We start from the raw sequence: 17380 nt of genomic DNA, 5'->3' as shown, positions 1-17380 counted from the left end.
ATCATGTTTAATCCCACTCTGTGGCGACTCTGTTTATCACGATCTTGTTTATTACTATCCTGTTTATTACTATCAACATCAGCGACTGCACACCAGCAACATAACAACTACACTGTCGGCGCTGGCGATAAAATCGCGATTGATGTCTATGGTGAAACAGACCTGAGTTTTAACGTTATGATTGATTCTTCCGGTAGTGTTGATTACCCCTATCTTGGTGAAATAGTAGTTGTAGGTTTAACACCGAGCGAAATAAAACAAAAAATATATAGCGGTTTAAAAGGATCTTATCTCATCTCACCTAAAGTGATGGTCAGTATCGCCATATTCCGTCAATTTTATATTAAAGGCGAAGTAAAGCGTCCTGGAGGGTATCCTTTTCGTCCCGGCTTAACCGTCGATAAAGCCATTGCACTTGCAGGCGGATTCACTGAACGCGCAGCAAAACAATCGATTATGTTGTCGAATAACAGCGATCTTAACCAGACACATAAAGTAACACCTGACGACCACGTTGCGCCTGACGACATTCTTAATATTGAAGAGAGTTTCTTCTAAAGTAATGCCTAACAAGCCCTAGTATGCGATACTGACTGATTATTTTATGTAGTGTGAGTTATGTATGGATCAAATCATTGTTCGGGGCGCACGCACCCATAACCTTAAAGATATCAATGTTGAACTACCGCGCGATAAGCTAATTGTGATCACAGGGTTATCAGGTTCTGGCAAGTCGTCATTAGCATTTGATACGCTTTATGCAGAAGGTCAACGCCGTTATGTCGAATCACTTTCGGCCTACGCCAGACAGTTCTTGTCCTTGATGGAAAAGCCCGATGTCGATCATATCGAAGGGCTTTCTCCGGCGATCTCTATCGAGCAAAAATCAACATCCCATAACCCACGCTCAACGGTTGGTACGATCACCGAAATCTATGATTACCTGCGCCTGTTATTTGCCCGTGTTGGCGAACCACGCTGCCCGACACATAACGCCCCTTTAGCCGCACAAACCATTACCCAAATGGTCGATCATGTGTTGGCATTAGAGACGGGTCGTAAATTGATGTTACTCGCCCCTATCGTGAAAGAACGTAAAGGCGAACATGTTAAAACCCTCGCCGGTTTAGCCAGTCAGGGTTATATCCGTGCGCGTATTGATGGTGAAGTATGTGACCTTTCCGATCCACCAACCTTAGACCTACATAAAAAACATACTATTGAAGTGGTGATCGACCGCTTTAAAGTCCGTGATGACCTGCAATTGCGTCTAGCTGAATCTTTTGAAACCGCGCTTAACATGTCAGGTGGCACAGCTTACATTACCGATATGGATGATAACGATGCGGCTCCTATCGTGTTTTCGGCTAACTTTGCTTGCCCTCAATGTGGTTACAGCATGGCAGAACTTGAGCCAAGAGTGTTCTCGTTTAACAATCCCGCAGGCGCTTGCCATACGTGTGATGGTCTAGGCGTACAGCAATATTTCGATCACGACCGCATTATTATCAATGCCGACTTGAGTCTCTCTGGCGGCGCGATCCGCGGTTGGGATAAACGTAATTTTTATTATTTCCAAATGCTGACTTCATTAGCAAAGCATTATAAGTTTGATCTGACCAAGCCGTTTAATTCATTAACCAGCGAAGTACAAAATTACATTCTGCAAGGCAGTGGCGAGCAAGAAATTGAATTCAACTATGTTAATGATCGCGGCGATATTGTTGTCCGTCGCCACGCGTTCGAAGGCATCATTCCGAATATGCAGCGCCGCTATAAAGAAACGGAATCGAATGCAGTACGTGAAGAACTAGGTAAATACTTAACCACTAAATCCTGCGAGACTTGTTCCGGTTCACGTTTGCGCCAAGAAGCACGCCACGTATATATCCAAGAAACCACATTGCCAGAAGTATCACGCATGGCTATAGGTGAAGCATTTGATTTCTTTGCCGGTATGGAACTGCCTGGTCAAAAAGGTCAAATTGCCGAAAAGATCCTCAAAGAAATTGGCGATCGTCTGGGTTTCTTGGTTAATGTTGGTCTGAATTATTTAAGTCTAGAACGCAGCGCAGATACCTTATCCGGTGGTGAAGCACAAAGGATCCGTCTGGCGAGTCAAATCGGCGCAGGTTTGGTTGGCGTTATGTACGTACTCGACGAACCGTCGATCGGTTTACATCAACGTGATAACGAGCGCTTATTACAAACCCTGATCCACTTACGTGATCTTGGTAATACCGTGATAGTGGTTGAGCACGATGAAGATGCGATCCGCGCAGCTGATTATGTTTTGGATATAGGTCCAGGTGCGGGTGTGCATGGTGGTGAGATCGTCGCACGCGGTAATATCGATGATATCTTAAAATGTGAAAACTCACTGACAGCCGATTATCTCAGTGGCCGTAAAGCCATTGAAATCCCAGCGCAACGCCCCCCGTTAACCGATAAATGGGTTCACCTTAAAGGCGCGACAGGTAACAACCTTAAAAATGTTGATTTGTCCGTGCCAGTTGGCGTAATGACTTGTGTCACTGGTGTTTCAGGATCAGGTAAATCGACACTGATTAATGATACTTTTTTCAAAATAGCCCATATCGAATTAAATGGTGCAACGGTAACAACACCCGCGCCTTATGTTTCAATAGAGGGGTTAGATCAGCTTGATAAAGTCGTCGATATTGATCAAAGCCCCATTGGTCGAACGCCACGTTCGAATCCAGCTACCTATACCGGTATTTTTACCGCTATTCGTGAGATTTTCGCGGGTACGCAAGAATCTCGTTCACGTGGTTATAAACCCGGTCGCTTTAGCTTTAACGTTAAAGGTGGTCGCTGTGAGGCTTGCCAAGGTGATGGTTTAATCAAAGTCGAAATGCACTTCTTACCCGATGTGTACGTGCCTTGTGATAGCTGTAAGAGTCAACGCTACAACCGTGAAACATTGGAAGTACGCTACAAAGGTAAAAATATTCACGAAGTACTGGATATGACCGTTGAAGAAGCTAATACCTTCTTTGCGCCGATCCCGCCTATCGCCCGTAAATTACAAACCTTGATGGATGTGGGTTTATCTTACATACGCCTGGGTCAATCGGCGACGACGTTATCGGGTGGTGAAGCACAACGCGTGAAGCTAGCCAAAGAGTTATCCAAACGCGATACCGGCCAAACCTTGTATATCTTAGATGAGCCAACCACGGGATTACATTTCCATGATATTAAATTATTGATGAAAGTATTACACCGTCTACGCGACCACGGTAATACTATCGTTATTATTGAGCATAATCTTGATGTGGTTAAAACAGCCGATTGGGTGATCGATTTGGGTCCTGAAGGCGGTAGTGGTGGCGGTGAAATTCTTGTCGCTGGTACACCTGAAACGGTTTCAGAACACCCAGATAGCCATACTGCACGTTTCTTAAAACCTATGTTAGCACGTGCAAGACAATTACAACTGAATAACCAAGAGTCATAGTATGAACTTAACAACATTGAAAAAAGGATTTTTCATTACGTTTGCCGCCTATATGCTGATCGGGATGCATTATTTTCAGCATAATGGTGGCGGCTCTGGTCTACACTTGCCATTTAATGCCATAGGTTGGATATTTATTTCTACCTTAATCGGCATCGGCCTATGGCAAGCGACATTACAAGCTAAGCTGGTTTATTCTCGTCTCAGCTTAATGTTCATCGCTGCCACGCTGGTCATGTTAATACCGGTATTATATGCGGACCCAATCGTCGCGGGACTTAGCTATACGCGATTATTCGGTTTAGTCGGTGGTTTACTGTTTTTTATTGCCTTGCAACAACTGCAGCTTAATCAACAGCAACGCTTGATGTTATTGTATCTCATCTTAGGTGCAGTCTTTGTCGAAGCGCTATTTAGCCTAGTGCAGTATTATCTGTTACCCGTCAATAATACGGTTGGTTATCAAAAAATAGCCAATCGCCCCTATGGTATTTTTCAACAACCGAATGTGTCGGCATCATTTTTAACTACCGGTATTCCACTCGCTTTATACCTGCTGACACAAACCAAGTTAGATGAAAAAGGTAAACGGTTATTTTGTTACGTCACCACCTTTATGGCTGTGATCCCGGTGATATTACTGCAATCACGAACCGGTTACTTATCATTGTTGATTGCCCCTCTGATGCTACTTCCTTGGGCATGGCAACAATTACGTGATACAGAGCAATCGAAATGCCTGTTTATTTGGCTACTATGTTGTGTAATTGCTGTTGGCATTGGTGCTTATTCGTTAGAAACAGCAGACAAAGTAGCGCGTTCAGCTGCGGCACTGACAGACCCTGGTGCTCGTGTGCCGATCTATTTACACGGCTTAAACATGTGGTTAGAAAAACCAATGTTAGGCTGGGGTTACGGTAGTTTTGAAGTCGCTTACCTTAATTCATATAGCGAAGCATTAAGCCAAGGATTAGCTTTACCCGGCTCTCCAGAAAATCTAGATCACCCCCATAATGAGTTATTGTACTGGGGCATTGAGGGGGGCCTTGTAGCGTTAGCAGGGATAGCCTTATTAGTGATAGGTTTCTTACGTATTATAATGAAACAGCCAATATGGCAAGCACTGACGTTACTAGGGCTAGTATTTCCATTGGTTCTACACAGCCAAACAGAATACCCGTTTTACCATGCCATCGTGCACTGGGTAGTATTGTTAACCTTAGTTTGGTATATCGGCAGTCGTTATGGCGGTACTAAGAGTATCGTGTGTAATTACACGTTTTTATTACGTACTTTAGCGCTATTAATCCCACTGGTTACTGGCGTCTTTATGGTTACAACACTACATACCAATACCCTGTTAACGCAATACGAACGAAGTGATCGCAGTGATATAACGCCACTGACAAAAGTGGTTAATCCAGTCGCGTGGATCACGCGGTTAGAGTTCAATGCCATGATGTATCGCTTGCAAATAGCCATGTACAATAATGACATCGCAGAGTTGAATAACTATATTGAGTGGGCAACGGAGATCAGTCAGCAAACACCAAGAGCCAATATCTATATTAACTGGGTACGGGTATTAACCAAGCTAGGTCAACACGACGATGCGAAGGTATTGTTGCAACGCACAGCGCTACTTTATCCGCGCAATAAGCTAGTACAACGCTTTGCTGCGAGTCAGGCTGATAGCATTCAATCTCAATAGGCTACCTCAATAAAAAATAAGTATTTATTAGCTGAAAGCTAAAATAAAAGTTCGCTAAGACTAAAACCAAAAAGCCCTCGCCATTATTAATGGCGAGGGCTTTTACATATTAGGAAGTCAATTTAACCGTTCCTAATAATTAAAGGTATTCTAGTATCAAACCTATTCTTTAGTTCAAGGTTTCTTCTAACGCACGTAAACACAGAGCTACATTGGCAGGACGCGCCGCATAACCCATCAAACCAATACGCCATGCTTTACCAGCAAATGCACCCAGACCAGCACCAATCTCGAGGTTATAAGTTTGTAACAACTGATTACGCACTGCCGCATCATCAACACCATCAGGAATAACAACGGTATTGAGCTGTGGCAAACGACACGCTTCATCAACAATAAATTCAATACCGAGTTTTTCTAAACCTGCACGTAACGCTAAATGTTGTTGTGCATGACGTTCCCATGCATTCTCTAGTCCTTCAGTTTGCAATTGCACTAATGACTCATGTAATGCATACAAGCTATTTACTGGAGCTGTATGGTGATAACTACGTTTGCCTTCCCCAGACCAATAGCCCATGACTAATGTCTGATCTAAGAACCAGCTTTGCACAGGCACAGTACGATTTTTAATTTTTTCAACTGCAGCAGCACTGAAACTCACCGGTGAAATACCTGGTACACATGATAAACATTTTTGCGTACCAGAATAAATTGCATCGATACCCCAGTCATCAACATATAACGGTACGCCACCCAATGATGTTACCGCGTCAACAATGGACAAGCAGCCGTATTGTTTTGCTAATGCGCATAATGTCTTGGCATCAGAAAGCACACCCGTCGATGTTTCAGCATGGACAAAAGCGATAATTTTCGCATCAGGATGTGCTATTAATGCAGCTTCAAGTTTTTGTGGATCAACAGGTTTACCCCATTCATCTTCAATCTTAACGAGTTCGCCACCAGAGCGGGTGACGTTTTCAGCCATGCGATTGCCAAACACACCGTTAATACAAACAATCACTTTATCGCCTGGCTCAATTAAGTTCACGAAACATGTTTCCATGCCTGCAGAACCTGGAGCAGAGACAGCCATAGTACAAGGGTTTTTCGTTTGAAATGCATATTGCAGCAGTTCTTTTACTTCATCCATCATGTGTATAAATGTCGGGTCAAGATGACCAACAGTCGGACGACTTAACGCTTGTAATACATTAGGATAAACATCTGAAGGACCTGGGCCCATCAACGTACGTTGTGGTGGGTAAAAAGAGGTAATGCTCATTCAATTTCCTTGTCATATTGTGAGAACCAGTGATCCCAAGCAGTACACCTAAGTGATACGACTCCGCACTATGTTCTAAACTATCTGTTAAGCTTACTTAAATATTAAGATAGATTAATTTACCATTGCGACGGCGTATTGCAAACAACAAAGCAAATTTTTGTTTACAAAAAAGCAACAAGTCATCGTTATTTTCAGCTTACCGTGGCGATATAATCAGCAATACCGTCAAGTAACATTTGTACAGAGATCATCACTAACAGCATCCCCATCAGACGTTCGACAGCCGCTAAGCCTTTTTCACCAAGAATACGGTTAAAGCCTTCATAAAACATTAAAATAAACGCACTCAAGCCCCACGCAATAATTAACGCAGCGGACCATTCAAACATTTTATCTGGATCTTGATGGGCTAATAGCAACAGTGCCGCGAGGATTGAGGGCCCTGCTAACAAAGGGATCGCCATAGGTACAATGAAGGGTTCTTCGCCAGCTGCGAGGCCAGTTAGCCCGCCTTCACTCGGAAAGATCATCTTAATTGCGATCAAGAATAAAATAATACCACCGGCAATTCGCACAGCTTCTTGTTTTAAACTTAAGAAACCAAGGATCTTTTCACCTAGGAATAAGAATAACAGCATCACAAACAGTGCGATTAACAACTCACGGATCATCACCGCACGTCGGCGTTTTTTATCAATATGTTTTAAGATAGACAAAAATATAGGTAAGTTACCTAGCGGATCCATGATTAAAAAAAGCATCACTGCTGCCGAGATTATTTCCATTTCCATTAACTTAAACTCCCTAAATCATGCAATTAGCCAACTGTAGCTACTGAGTTCAATATACCAGAGAGATTGCATACATAAAGGCTTTAATGCCAGTCAAAAGTAAATAAAAATAACCACCAAAATAGTGGCATTGACTGCTAATCATAAAATGGGCTAATGAAGTCTACGAATCTAGTCATGATGGCAAAGCAGAAAGGAAAATAGAATATGTTGGTTAATCATAATTCACTGACACTCATCATAGTGACAGTGAATTAGTCATAAGTTTATTAGCTAATCACCGCCGTGATGGCTAGCCGAGTGCTTTAGCCAGTAAAGCCTGCTGATCAGGTGTAAACGGTAATTTAAGTGCCGCTTCATGGCCATTTCCTGACATTTTAGCCCAAGTCTTTTGCACTATCACCAGCAGTTTTTCTGGCGTGTGCTTTTCTGCAAATGCAGTAAAATAATATTTTAAGAATACTAAGCAGATAACATCTTCTAGTGCTTGAACTTGTGGGTCACGTTTTATTTTTTCTTTACGTAACATGCGGCCAATCGCTTGTATCTCTTCTTGATCACAACCAACTTGCTCAGCAATCGCCATGGCCTCTTCAGCATGCAAGCGACCGAGTGACTGACGCCATTTAAAATAACCTTCACGACCCAGGGGATGATCGCTACGCGGAATACTCCAGCGCTTAATATGTTGAGCACGCGCTGCAATCTGTAGAGCGATTGATGCATCTGGCATAAATTCAGCCAAGCATTCACTCATACGAAGACCATATAGCCATTCTTTTGGTTGGGCTACACCATCAACCAGTTCAGTGACTGGGTCACACTGATTGATTTGATCGATTAATTGTATTGCTTGCTGTATCCGTTGCTCTGACATGACATCCTCGTTATCAGTATGGTTATTTTTATCTATACTAACAAAGCAGAGACAGAGTTACTGCTAAGTCTCGGGAAATAAGTTATAAATAACAGCATTACTCCTTATGATCGATTTGTGAAGGCGGTTGCGGTTCGATGTTCTCACCATAAAAATAACCCACAACAGCACCGGCCAATTTCGATTTTGCAGATACGCTGGCACTTGTTGAATCGACTTGATCATCAAACGAGTAAGCAAAAAGGTCATCGAGTGAGACAACACTGGAATGGCTACTCTGGCCTTTTAATACCCCTTTAGCTCCTGGAAGCTGTGACGCTAACACCTTCACTTCATCAAGCTGCTTCAATCGAAATAGATCAGCAAGCGCTGTTTTAATGATGTGGTTAATCTCTGCTAGTTTCCGGCGGTCGTCAATATTGAGTGTCGATTTAGCCAAGATCGCCTGCCTTAACAACAGTGCGTCCGCGATCATTATTTCAGGTGGATCCGTCATATCAATCGGCAACGTAACACGTTCAAATCCGTCATTGATCGTTTCATTTTCATCGACAGCATGTTCGATGTCGATACCAGGATCGTTGTCAGCAGATGTATCTAGCGCGGGGTCTCGAGCGGATTTATGTTTACGATCAGGGTCGTTTTTCTTTGGGTTATAATTGAGGAGATCTTTTTCTTCCGTGCTATCACCCGTTGAAGCCGATGCACTGTCTGGCGTGATAGCAGGCGTGATCTCACGCTTTTCGGCATCACGTTCTACCGCAGCCGTAGTTGGATTCAATGCATTAGGGATCCCCGTCGGTGGCGGTATAACTAATGCCATATGCCAGAATCTCCCTCGATCACATTCATACAGTGTGGATCACAAATAGCAATGTTTGATTGTATGAACATATATCCCCTCATTAGTAGCAGTAATACCAAATTTGCAGCAAAATCCATAATATACCCATGAAAAATCAACAATGACGATCTCTGTGACTGCAATTTGAGTCTATAACGAATGATCGATAAATGCCTGCAATTTATCAACAAAAATAGTCGGTTCAGAAATAAAAGGCGCATGCGACGATGCTTTGAATATCACACTTGAGGACTGCGGTAGATAGTTATCCATCCACACAACCGTTGCCTGTGGTACTAACGAATCTAAACGCCCATAACAACGATAAAGTGGCATGGATAGCGCTGGTAGCTGTGTGCGTAAATCTACCGTTGCTAATAACTGCAAACCATTACGGAGTGCTTGTCCATGTGGTTGTGGTCTCGCGGCTAACAAGGATTTTAGTTGCTTAATATCTTGCTTCGCCGTTGCACTGCCCATGCCTTGAATCGCTAAAAATCGATTGATCGTTTGCGGGAGATCCTGTTGCAGCTGCTGTTGGAATTGCACTAATACTTTTTCCGCAATACCAGACCAAGCAGGCGAATCTTCAACTTGTGCTGTGGCCATAAATTTAGGTGAACTAGCGACGGTGACCAAAGCAGCTACCCTTTGTGGATGTTGCAAGGCAAAATGAGTGGCACACAGCCCACCTAACGACCAACCCAACCAAACCGCGTTAACAGGTGCGACCTGTAATAATATCTCCGTGATATCGGCAAGTGAACCACTAGCAAGGTGACTGTCATGACTAAAGCCAAAACCAGGTAGGTCAATTAAATGTAAGCGATAATGCGCGGATAATAACGGCACAACGGATTGCCAACACGCACTGTTTAGTCCCCAACCATGTAGTAGCACTAAATCTGGGCCATCACCAACAACTTCGACATGCAACTTTGTGCAAGGGCTTACATTTTTACTTTCTGTGGCGATAATTTCAGACATTTGATCCTACACTTGAGCAATAATTTATTGCCATGAGGATATACTAATCAAACCTGTAGATACAGCCATGATACGCCGACTAAGCATGACATTATTACAACCTCGTTGTTATTTATGCGATATGCCCATCGACAATCTACAACCTTTTCTGTGTTTATTATGCCAACAGGAATTGCCCTATTTACCTCATTCACATTGCTCCCGGTGTGCGCTACCACAAGCTAAAAATCAACTACAGCACTGTAATGAGTGCAACGAGCAAGCACCGCCCTGGCAACAATTAATTACCTGCATGAGTTATACCTTAGAATGCCAATACCTCATTAAACAATACAAATTTGCACAACAACCACAATTACACCGACTGTTTTCACAACTGCTCATCCGCACTATCGGTAATAAAGTCATCCAAGATCATTACCATTTACCCGACGCCCTTGTCGCGATCCCCTTACATAAAAAACGCCAGTCAAAACGCGGTTACAACCAAGCTCAGTTAGTCGCGAAGGAATTAGCAACACAACTACAAATACCACTAATCGCCGAGAAAAAATTTATTCGCACTAAAAACACCAAAGCACAAGCACAACAAACAGCGCGCGAACGCAAAGACAATATGCACAATGTATTTCAAGTCACCCAGCCTATTAGCGCTAATCATATAGCCATTATTGATGATGTGGTCACCACTGGTGAAACCATGAAAGCAGCTTGCCAAATATTATTTACAGCAGGGGTAGAACGTATTGATATATGGTGTATTGCCAGAACATTAGCGGATTAGTGGTTTCTCATCAGGAATAGCGTTACAATTAAAGACATAGTAAATTAGTCAGGTATAACAAAGAGGACATCATGATAACAATTACTGAAGCGGCACAAACTCACTTTGTAAAATTACTTAGCAACCAAAAAGACGGCACTAACATTCGAGTATTCGTCGTTAATCCAGGCACAGCAAATGCAGAGTGTGGCGTATCATATTGTCCACCTGAAGCTATTGAGAGTACTGATATTGTCTTACCATTCAGTGGTTTTGATGCATTAATTGATGACATGAGCAAACCATTCTTAACTGATGCTTATATCGATTTTGTGACTGACAAAATGGGTTCTCAATTAACCCTGAAAGCGCCGAATGCAAAAGTACGTGCAGTTGCTGATGACGCACCATTGGCAGAACGCGTAGAATACGTGATCCAAACTGAAGTTAATCCGCAACTTGCAGGTCACGGTGGTAACGTAGTATTAACTGAGATCACTGACGACGGTATTGCTATTTTGCAGTTCGGTGGTGGTTGTAATGGTTGTAGCCAAGTAGACTTTACGTTGAAAGAAGGCATTGAAAAGCAGTTATTAGAATTGTTCCCTGAAGAACTAACTGCAGTTAAAGATGCAACTGAGCATCAAGCTGGTGAGCACTCTTACTACTAAGCCTATTACTAAGATTTATTGGTGAGCGAGCTTGCTAAGAAGAAGTAATAGAATTCGATTTATCTAAATCGGAAATAAAAAAAGTGACGGCTTTCGCTGTCACTTTTTTTTATAGACAAAACTTATTTACAAAGAATAGTTACTCGCCTTTTTTATCTCGTGCTAACAAGTCTAAGGCTGCTTCTTTAGCCGACTTATTCTCATATAACACCTGATAAATCTGTTCAGTAATTGGCATTTCCACACCAAGTCGCTCAGATAACAAATAAACTTCTTTGGTATTACGATAACCTTCAACAACCTGACCGATCTCGACTTGCGCCTCATCAACGCCTTTACCTGCACCAAGTGCAAGGCCAAAACGGCGATTACGACTTTGATTATCAGTACATGTCAGTACTAAATCACCCAAGCAAGACATACCCATAAAGGTATTCTTATCCGCACCTAACGCTTCACCAAGGCGACATAATTCTGTCAAACCACGGGTAATTAAAGCAGTACGAGCATTAGCACCAAAACCAAGTCCATCAGATAAACCGGCACCAATAGCAATCACGTTTTTTACCGCGCCGCCAAGTTGCACACCAATGAAGTCATTGTTGGTATAAGTACGTAAGCTGCGACCGCAATGCAACAAGTGTGAAATGTCATCAGCAAACTTTGGGTCTGTTGATGAAATACTGATAGCAGTAGGTAAACCCGCCGCTAACTCTTTCGCAAATGTAGGTCCAGATAACACAGCTAAAGGATAGTGCGTACCGAGAATATCTGTCGCAACGTCTTGTAACAGACGCCCAGTATCCGCTTCTAAGCCTTTAGTGGCCCAAGATATACGTGAATCATCACGTAAATAGGGTTTAATCTGCGTTAATACATCACCGAAAACATGGCTAGGGACAACAATCAAAATATCACGACTTGCTGCCACGGCTTGTTCAAGGTCAGCTTCCAATACCAACGCATCAGGAAAAGCGAGGCCGGGTAAATAAGCTTCATTACTACGCGCTTTAGCAAGTTCGGCAACATGCTGCGGATTATGACCCCACAGCACTGTTTTATTACCGTTACGAGCTAAAGACATCGCCAGTGATGTGCCATAAGAACCGGCACCCAATACTGTAATCAAGGCTGCATCAGTCATCACTTAAGAATCCAGTTTTTGCTCTGCAGGAACTTCAGCAGCTTGTTGTGCTTGTTGAACGTAAGATGCAAATAGCGCATCGAAGTTAACTGGCGCAAGGTTAAGTTGTGGGAAAGAACCACGACTTACTAAGCTAGCAATTGTTTCACGTGCATATGGGAATAAGATGTTTGGACAGAAAGCACCTAAACAATGTGCTAATTGACCTTCGCTTAATTCACCAACAGTAAAGATACCTGCTTGTTGAACTTCACATAAAAACGCAACTGTTTCGCCATCTTTAGCCGTTACAGTGAGTGATAGTACAACTTCAAATACACCGTCACCAAGCTTAGAGCTACGAGTATCAAGATCTAATTTAACTTCAGGTTTCCACTCTTGTTGGAAAATTGCTGGAGAATTAGGGCATTCAAAAGATACGTCTTTAAGGTAAACGCGTTGGATATTAAATTCTTGTTGGCTTGCTGATTCTGACATAGGTAACTTCCAATATTTTATAAATTCAAACTGAGTAATTAATTGCTTAGTTATCTGACTGGTAGACTATTATTTTTTAACAGTCGGTAAGTTCGCTTCTTGCCAACTTGCCATACCACCAGATAAATTATAAACAGTAGTAAAGTCCATTTTAGCTAGACGACTCGCAGCGCGACCTGAACTCATTCCAGTATCACACATAACGATAATTGGGGTGTTTTTGTATTTTTCAATCATCGTTAGCTTATTTGCTTCGATATCAGCAGTAGGAACGTTAATTGCGTTTAAAATATGTGACTTACGATAATGTTCTGCCGCTCGTACATCTACAATAATAGCATTTTCTTTATTCATTAAAGTTGTCGCTTCATGGTTGTTCACCGACTTAACTTTAGACATGGCACTGGTGCCAAATGAGTAAATAAGGAAACCAGCAATAGCTACCCAAGCGAGAGATAAGGCTGGATTATTTGAAGCAAATTCAATATATTCTTGCATGTGATTATGACTCTAAGATTTAATAATAATGGATTATTCTCAACGGAGTATACATGTGACAAGGAATAAAAGCAGCTGAATATATATTCCTCACTCCCGTTATGAATAGCTTAACAATCAAATTAATGACCTTTTTTCTATAATGAAGGTAACACTTCAACACATGAAACAGCTAGAAATGTAGTAATATTACCGATATTTACAATTAAATATCTCCAATATTCTACCTGGATCATAAATAAGAGCCAGTTTGGCCATTAAAAGTGTAGTAATATTCCTATATTTAAATTAATTAACCGAGAGGTAAACTCATGTCTAAGGCTAAAAAAACAATTGCACTTATCATTATGGATGGCTGGGGCCACCGTCTTGACCAACAAAATAATGCAATTGCTAGTGCAAAAACACCGATTTTAGATAAGCTTTGGCAAGATTGTCCAAGCATGTTGATCTCGAGCTCAGGTTTAGATGTGGGCCTACCTGATGGTCAAATGGGCAACTCAGAAGTTGGTCACGTAAATATTGGTGCTGGTCGTATCGTTTATCAAGATTTAACTAAAATCGACAAATCAATTGCTGACGGTGAATTTAGTCACAACCCTGTATTAGTTAAAGCCGTTGCTGGCGCTGTAGCAAATGATAAAGCAGTACATATTCTAGGTTTAGCATCACCAGGTGGCGTACACAGCCATGATGATCAAATGGTTGCGATGATCGACATGGCAGCGAAACAAGGTGCAACAAAGATTTATCTACATGCATTCTTAGATGGTCGTGATACTCCGCCACGTAGTGCGCAAGCTACATTAGAAAAATTTGATGCAAAATTTGCCGAAGTGGGTGTGGGTAAAACTGCAACATTAATCGGTCGTTACTTTGCAATGGATCGTGATAATCGCTGGGATCGTGTTGAAGAAGCATATAACTTATTTACCCAAGCTGAAGCACTGCATACTGCAGATAGTGCACTAGCAGGCCTTGAAGCGGCTTATGCACGTGATGAAAACGATGAATTCGTAAAAGCGACCGTAGTGGGTGACGCAGCACCAATTGTTGATGGCGATGCAATCATCTTCATGAACTTCCGTGCCGATCGCGCACGTGAAATAACCCGCGCATTCGTTGATACTGACTTCACTGGTTTTGAGCGTGCTGTCACACCAAAACTTTCTGACTTTGTAATGCTAACTGAATATGCTGCAAGCATAGATGCAAATGTCGCATTCCCATCAGATAAGCTAGTTAATACATTAGGTTCAGTGCTTGAACAAAACAACAAAACCCAGTTACGTATTTCTGAAACTGAGAAATATGCACACGTAACATTCTTCTTTAATGGCGGTTTAGAAGATGCGTTTGTTGGCGAAGATCGTGAATTGATCCCATCACCACAAGTAGCGACTTACGACTTACAACCAGAAATGAACTCAGAAATGCTAACAGATAAGTTAGTTGCAGCAATCGAAAGCGGTAAATACGATGCAATCATCTGTAACTACCCTAACGGTGATATGGTCGGCCACACAGGCGTCTTTGATGCAGCGGTGCAAGCATGTGAAGCTGTCGATAAATCGATTGGCCGTGTTGTTGAAGCGCTAACAAAAACTGGTGGTGAATGCTTGATCACCGCTGATCATGGTAATGCTGAAATGATGGTTAACCCTGAAACCGGTGGTATCCACACAGCGCATACTAACTTACCTGTACCACTGATTTATTTTGGTCGTGATGCTGAACCAGCAGAAAAAGGTCGTCTATGTGATTTAGCGCCTACGCTGCTGACTTTACTTGGTCAAGATATTCCTGCGGAAATGACTGGTAACAACTTAATGAATCTGAAATAATCGTTTCCCTACGGGGAAAGGATAACGTCATGACATTTTTAAAAAACAGCATGGCCTATAGCATTATAGGCCTGCTGATATTGTTTTCATTAAACACTTATGCAGCCAATAATCAATCCGAACTAAATCAACTTCGCAATCAGATCAAAACCCAAGACGCATCCATCAAGAAACAGCACCGCTATTTAAACGATTTATCAAAACAAACCCAAAGTACCGATCGTGCAATTAGTAAAGTTGCCGCACAGCTAAGTAATACCGAATCTTTAATTATCAATATTGAACAAGACCTTAGCGCGCTAGTCATAAAGCAAAAAGCATTATTAAAAAGTAAAAAGAAACAGCAAAATATCCTTTCCGCACAGATCGAAACGGCCTATTTAAGCGGTAATAATGATTATTTAAAATTACTTCTTAATCAGCAAAACAGTAGTGAGATAGAACGTTCCCTGGTTTATTATCAACATCTTCATGCAGCCCGAGCTGCGGCCATTGCTGAATTTAATGAAACCATAGCTGAAATTGAACAAAATGAAGTAGAACAGGAAAAAATAAAGCAGCAATTAATTGTTATTAAAATATCACAGCAACAAAAAGCCAAACAGTTAGCGCAACAAAAAACGCAACAGAAGAAAAGTAATAAAAACATCGCGAGCAGTATCAACAAACAACAAAAAACGCGAACAGAATTAAGCATTGCGGCACAAAAACTGAAGCAACAAATTGCATTATTACAAAAACAACAGCAAATCGCGTTATTAAAGAAACAGCAAAGCGCGCAGATATCATTATCAGGCTTGAAACAATACAAAGGTAAATTAGACTGGCCGATAAAAGGCAAAGTACTACATAACTTTAACAGTAAACGCTTTAATAATGTCAGCTGGCGAGGTTTGGTGATCGGCGCGAATGAAGGTAGCAAAGTGAAAGCAGTAAGCGCTGGCAAAGTGGTCTTTGCAGATTGGTTACGTGGGTTCGGTATGGTGGCGATTATCGATCACGGGAAAGGTTATATGAGCTTGTATGGCCACAACCAAACGTTATTAAAAGTAACAGGCGAGAAAGTACGTAAGGGTGATGTAATCTCATTAGCTGGGCGCAGTGGTGGTCAGCTCGAGTCAGGGGTATACTTCGAGATCCGCCATAAGGGTAAAGCAATTAATCCACGCTCATGGCTTAAGCGTTAATAAACTAGCTCGCAGTTTGTATTTCCAAATCAGTAATTAAGAACAAAGCTTGATCGCGACTTGTCCCACACACATCATCACTGGCCTTGAATGTATCGCATAACGCTGGTCGTTCAGGGTCGGTGAATATCAAGCATAGATTATCTGCAGATAAGTTAACACAACGTACCCCAGCAGGCTTTCCATCCGGCATACCAGGAATATAACTAGTAATGCTTGGCGCTTCACAGCACGCGCCACAATTCATTCTGCATTGCATAAAACAAACCTTAAAAATCTAATGATAATAGCGTAATATCTGCCTGTATCTAAAAAAGGGAACAGCATGAGATTATCAGCATTTACAGTAACAGAATCGACACCACAGTTACTTATTGATATAACAAAATTGTATCGACCATATCAGCATGACGAAGCTGAGATTAAAAACCGTTTCGAGAAATTGCTTCAAAACGATAGTCAGGCACTATTTGTCGCTAAATTTAATGATCGCCACATTGGTGGTTTAGTCATGCAACACGATGCAGCAGCGTTATTCCTAAGCTGCATTGCAGTGAGAGATATAACCCAACAGCGTGGTGTAGGTAAATACCTAATACAGCAAGCAATTGCGCATGCTAAATCACAGCAGCTTGAAACAGTGACAGTAATAAAAACAGCACAAGTAACAGCTGAATTATCTGCATTCTTAATACATCAAGGTTTCACAGAGCAAGACTCTGCATTTAACTTTAACTGTGCATAATTTACAGATATAAAAAAAGCCGATATCAATGATATCGGCTTTTTTCATTCAAGACAAAGTCTTGAATCA

The 17380-nt window shown here is 41.8% G+C and carries 17 protein-coding genes; 8 read left to right on the top strand and 9 right to left on the bottom strand.

Annotation, left to right across the window (positions count from 1 at the left end):
• The first annotated feature begins 3 nt into the window (after positions 1–3).
• From A923_RS0110630 to A923_RS0110620, 3 genes are all read left to right on the top strand, one after another.
• On the top strand, positions 4–558 hold the full coding sequence (locus A923_RS0110630; RefSeq protein ID WP_017221664.1) for a polysaccharide biosynthesis/export family protein: 555 nt from the start codon (positions 4–6) through the stop codon (positions 556–558).
• Positions 559–622: 64 nt separating this feature from the next.
• Positions 623–3481, top strand: a complete 2859-nt coding sequence (gene uvrA / locus A923_RS0110625; protein WP_017221663.1) for an excinuclease ABC subunit UvrA — start codon at positions 623–625, stop codon at positions 3479–3481.
• Between the two features lies 1 nt (position 3482).
• Entirely contained in the window at positions 3483–5192 is a 1710-nt protein-coding gene (locus A923_RS0110620; RefSeq protein ID WP_017221662.1) for a PglL family O-oligosaccharyltransferase, read from the top strand.
• 169 nt (positions 5193–5361) lie between these two features.
• Here the strand turns inward: A923_RS0110620 and A923_RS0110615 are convergent, their stop codons facing one another.
• The 5 genes from A923_RS0110615 to bioH all read right to left on the bottom strand — a co-directional run bounded on the left by A923_RS0110615 (position 5362) and on the right by bioH (position 9982).
• The gene (locus tag A923_RS0110615; protein WP_017221661.1) at positions 5362–6480 is read right to left on the bottom strand and encodes a pyridoxal-phosphate-dependent aminotransferase family protein; all 1119 of its coding nucleotides are present in this window, start codon (positions 6478–6480) and stop codon (positions 5362–5364) included.
• 194 nt (positions 6481–6674) lie between these two features.
• A complete protein-coding gene (locus A923_RS0110610; protein WP_026006196.1) occupies positions 6675–7268 on the bottom strand; it encodes a YhgN family NAAT transporter in 594 nt (197 codons plus the stop codon).
• Between the two features lie 298 nt (positions 7269–7566).
• Entirely contained in the window at positions 7567–8151 is a 585-nt protein-coding gene (locus A923_RS0110605; protein ID WP_017221659.1) for a DUF4202 domain-containing protein, read from the bottom strand.
• A gap of 97 nt (positions 8152–8248) precedes the next feature.
• Positions 8249–8974 carry a hypothetical protein gene (locus A923_RS0110600; RefSeq protein ID WP_017221658.1) on the bottom strand — a complete coding sequence of 242 codons (726 nt, stop codon included), beginning with the start codon at positions 8972–8974 and terminating at the stop codon, positions 8249–8251.
• Between the two features lie 171 nt (positions 8975–9145).
• A complete protein-coding gene (bioH, locus tag A923_RS0110595; RefSeq protein ID WP_017221657.1) occupies positions 9146–9982 on the bottom strand; it encodes a pimeloyl-ACP methyl ester esterase BioH in 837 nt (278 codons plus the stop codon).
• A gap of 67 nt (positions 9983–10049) precedes the next feature.
• Here bioH and A923_RS0110590 point away from each other — a divergent pair, with 67 nt between their 5' ends.
• Positions 10050–10766, top strand: coding sequence for an amidophosphoribosyltransferase (locus A923_RS0110590; protein ID WP_026006195.1), 717 nt, complete (start codon positions 10050–10052; stop codon positions 10764–10766).
• 71 nt (positions 10767–10837) lie between these two features.
• The gene (gene nfuA / locus A923_RS0110585; protein ID WP_017221655.1) at positions 10838–11416 is read left to right on the top strand and encodes a Fe-S biogenesis protein NfuA; all 579 of its coding nucleotides are present in this window, start codon (positions 10838–10840) and stop codon (positions 11414–11416) included.
• Positions 11417–11555: 139 nt separating this feature from the next.
• Here the strand turns inward: nfuA and gpsA are convergent, their stop codons facing one another.
• From gpsA to A923_RS0110570, 3 genes are all read right to left on the bottom strand, one after another.
• Complete coding sequence (gene gpsA, locus A923_RS0110580; RefSeq protein ID WP_026006194.1) at positions 11556–12560, bottom strand: NAD(P)H-dependent glycerol-3-phosphate dehydrogenase; 1005 nt, start codon at positions 12558–12560, stop codon at positions 11556–11558.
• 3 nt (positions 12561–12563) lie between these two features.
• Entirely contained in the window at positions 12564–13037 is a 474-nt protein-coding gene (gene secB, locus A923_RS0110575; protein ID WP_017221653.1) for a protein-export chaperone SecB, read from the bottom strand.
• A 69-nt stretch (positions 13038–13106) separates the two neighbouring features.
• On the bottom strand, positions 13107–13535 hold the full coding sequence (locus tag A923_RS0110570; protein WP_017221652.1) for a rhodanese-like domain-containing protein: 429 nt from the start codon (positions 13533–13535) through the stop codon (positions 13107–13109).
• A gap of 311 nt (positions 13536–13846) precedes the next feature.
• Between A923_RS0110570 and gpmM the strand changes: the two genes are divergently transcribed.
• Together gpmM and A923_RS0110560 are read left to right on the top strand one after the other, a co-directional pair.
• A complete protein-coding gene (gpmM, locus tag A923_RS0110565; protein WP_017221651.1) occupies positions 13847–15379 on the top strand; it encodes a 2,3-bisphosphoglycerate-independent phosphoglycerate mutase in 1533 nt (510 codons plus the stop codon).
• A gap of 29 nt (positions 15380–15408) precedes the next feature.
• Positions 15409–16566 (top strand): murein hydrolase activator EnvC family protein, encoded by a 1158-nt coding sequence (locus A923_RS0110560; protein WP_017221650.1) that lies wholly within the window; start codon positions 15409–15411, stop codon positions 16564–16566.
• Between the two features lie 4 nt (positions 16567–16570).
• Here A923_RS0110560 and A923_RS0110555 read toward each other — a convergent pair whose 3' ends face one another.
• Positions 16571–16825, bottom strand: coding sequence for a YkgJ family cysteine cluster protein (locus A923_RS0110555; protein ID WP_017221649.1), 255 nt, complete (start codon positions 16823–16825; stop codon positions 16571–16573).
• Positions 16826–16891: 66 nt separating this feature from the next.
• On the opposite strand from A923_RS0110555, the gene A923_RS0110550 reads away from it, so the two are divergent.
• On the top strand, positions 16892–17311 hold the full coding sequence (locus A923_RS0110550) for an acetyl-CoA sensor PanZ family protein (RefSeq protein ID WP_017221648.1): 420 nt from the start codon (positions 16892–16894) through the stop codon (positions 17309–17311).
• The last annotated feature ends 69 nt before the right edge of the window (positions 17312–17380 follow it).

The sequence above is a fragment of the Moritella dasanensis ArB 0140 genome (assembly GCF_000276805.1).
GTDB lineage: Bacteria > Pseudomonadota > Gammaproteobacteria > Enterobacterales > Moritellaceae > Moritella > Moritella dasanensis.
Note: the sequence above shows the minus strand (reverse complement) of the source record. Positions and strands in the feature narration are given on the sequence as shown.

Coding starts and splice junctions, on each gene's coding strand:
- A923_RS0110630 (WP_017221664.1), top strand. CDS start 4: ATGTTTAATCCCACTCTGTGGCGACTCTGTTTATCACGATCTTGTTTA.
- uvrA (WP_017221663.1), top strand. CDS start 623: ATGGATCAAATCATTGTTCGGGGCGCACGCACCCATAACCTTAAAGAT.
- A923_RS0110620 (WP_017221662.1), top strand. CDS start 3,483: ATGAACTTAACAACATTGAAAAAAGGATTTTTCATTACGTTTGCCGCC.
- A923_RS0110615 (WP_017221661.1), bottom strand. CDS start 6,480: ATGAGCATTACCTCTTTTTACCCACCACAACGTACGTTGATGGGCCCA.
- A923_RS0110610 (WP_026006196.1), bottom strand. CDS start 7,268: ATGGAAATAATCTCGGCAGCAGTGATGCTTTTTTTAATCATGGATCCG.
- A923_RS0110605 (WP_017221659.1), bottom strand. CDS start 8,151: ATGTCAGAGCAACGGATACAGCAAGCAATACAATTAATCGATCAAATC.
- A923_RS0110600 (WP_017221658.1), bottom strand. CDS start 8,974: ATGGCATTAGTTATACCGCCACCGACGGGGATCCCTAATGCATTGAAT.
- bioH (WP_017221657.1), bottom strand. CDS start 9,982: ATGTCTGAAATTATCGCCACAGAAAGTAAAAATGTAAGCCCTTGCACA.
- A923_RS0110590 (WP_026006195.1), top strand. CDS start 10,050: ATGATACGCCGACTAAGCATGACATTATTACAACCTCGTTGTTATTTA.
- nfuA (WP_017221655.1), top strand. CDS start 10,838: ATGATAACAATTACTGAAGCGGCACAAACTCACTTTGTAAAATTACTT.
- gpsA (WP_026006194.1), bottom strand. CDS start 12,560: ATGACTGATGCAGCCTTGATTACAGTATTGGGTGCCGGTTCTTATGGC.
- secB (WP_017221653.1), bottom strand. CDS start 13,037: ATGTCAGAATCAGCAAGCCAACAAGAATTTAATATCCAACGCGTTTAC.
- A923_RS0110570 (WP_017221652.1), bottom strand. CDS start 13,535: ATGCAAGAATATATTGAATTTGCTTCAAATAATCCAGCCTTATCTCTC.
- gpmM (WP_017221651.1), top strand. CDS start 13,847: ATGTCTAAGGCTAAAAAAACAATTGCACTTATCATTATGGATGGCTGG.
- A923_RS0110560 (WP_017221650.1), top strand. CDS start 15,409: ATGACATTTTTAAAAAACAGCATGGCCTATAGCATTATAGGCCTGCTG.
- A923_RS0110555 (WP_017221649.1), bottom strand. CDS start 16,825: ATGCAATGCAGAATGAATTGTGGCGCGTGCTGTGAAGCGCCAAGCATT.
- A923_RS0110550 (WP_017221648.1), top strand. CDS start 16,892: ATGAGATTATCAGCATTTACAGTAACAGAATCGACACCACAGTTACTT.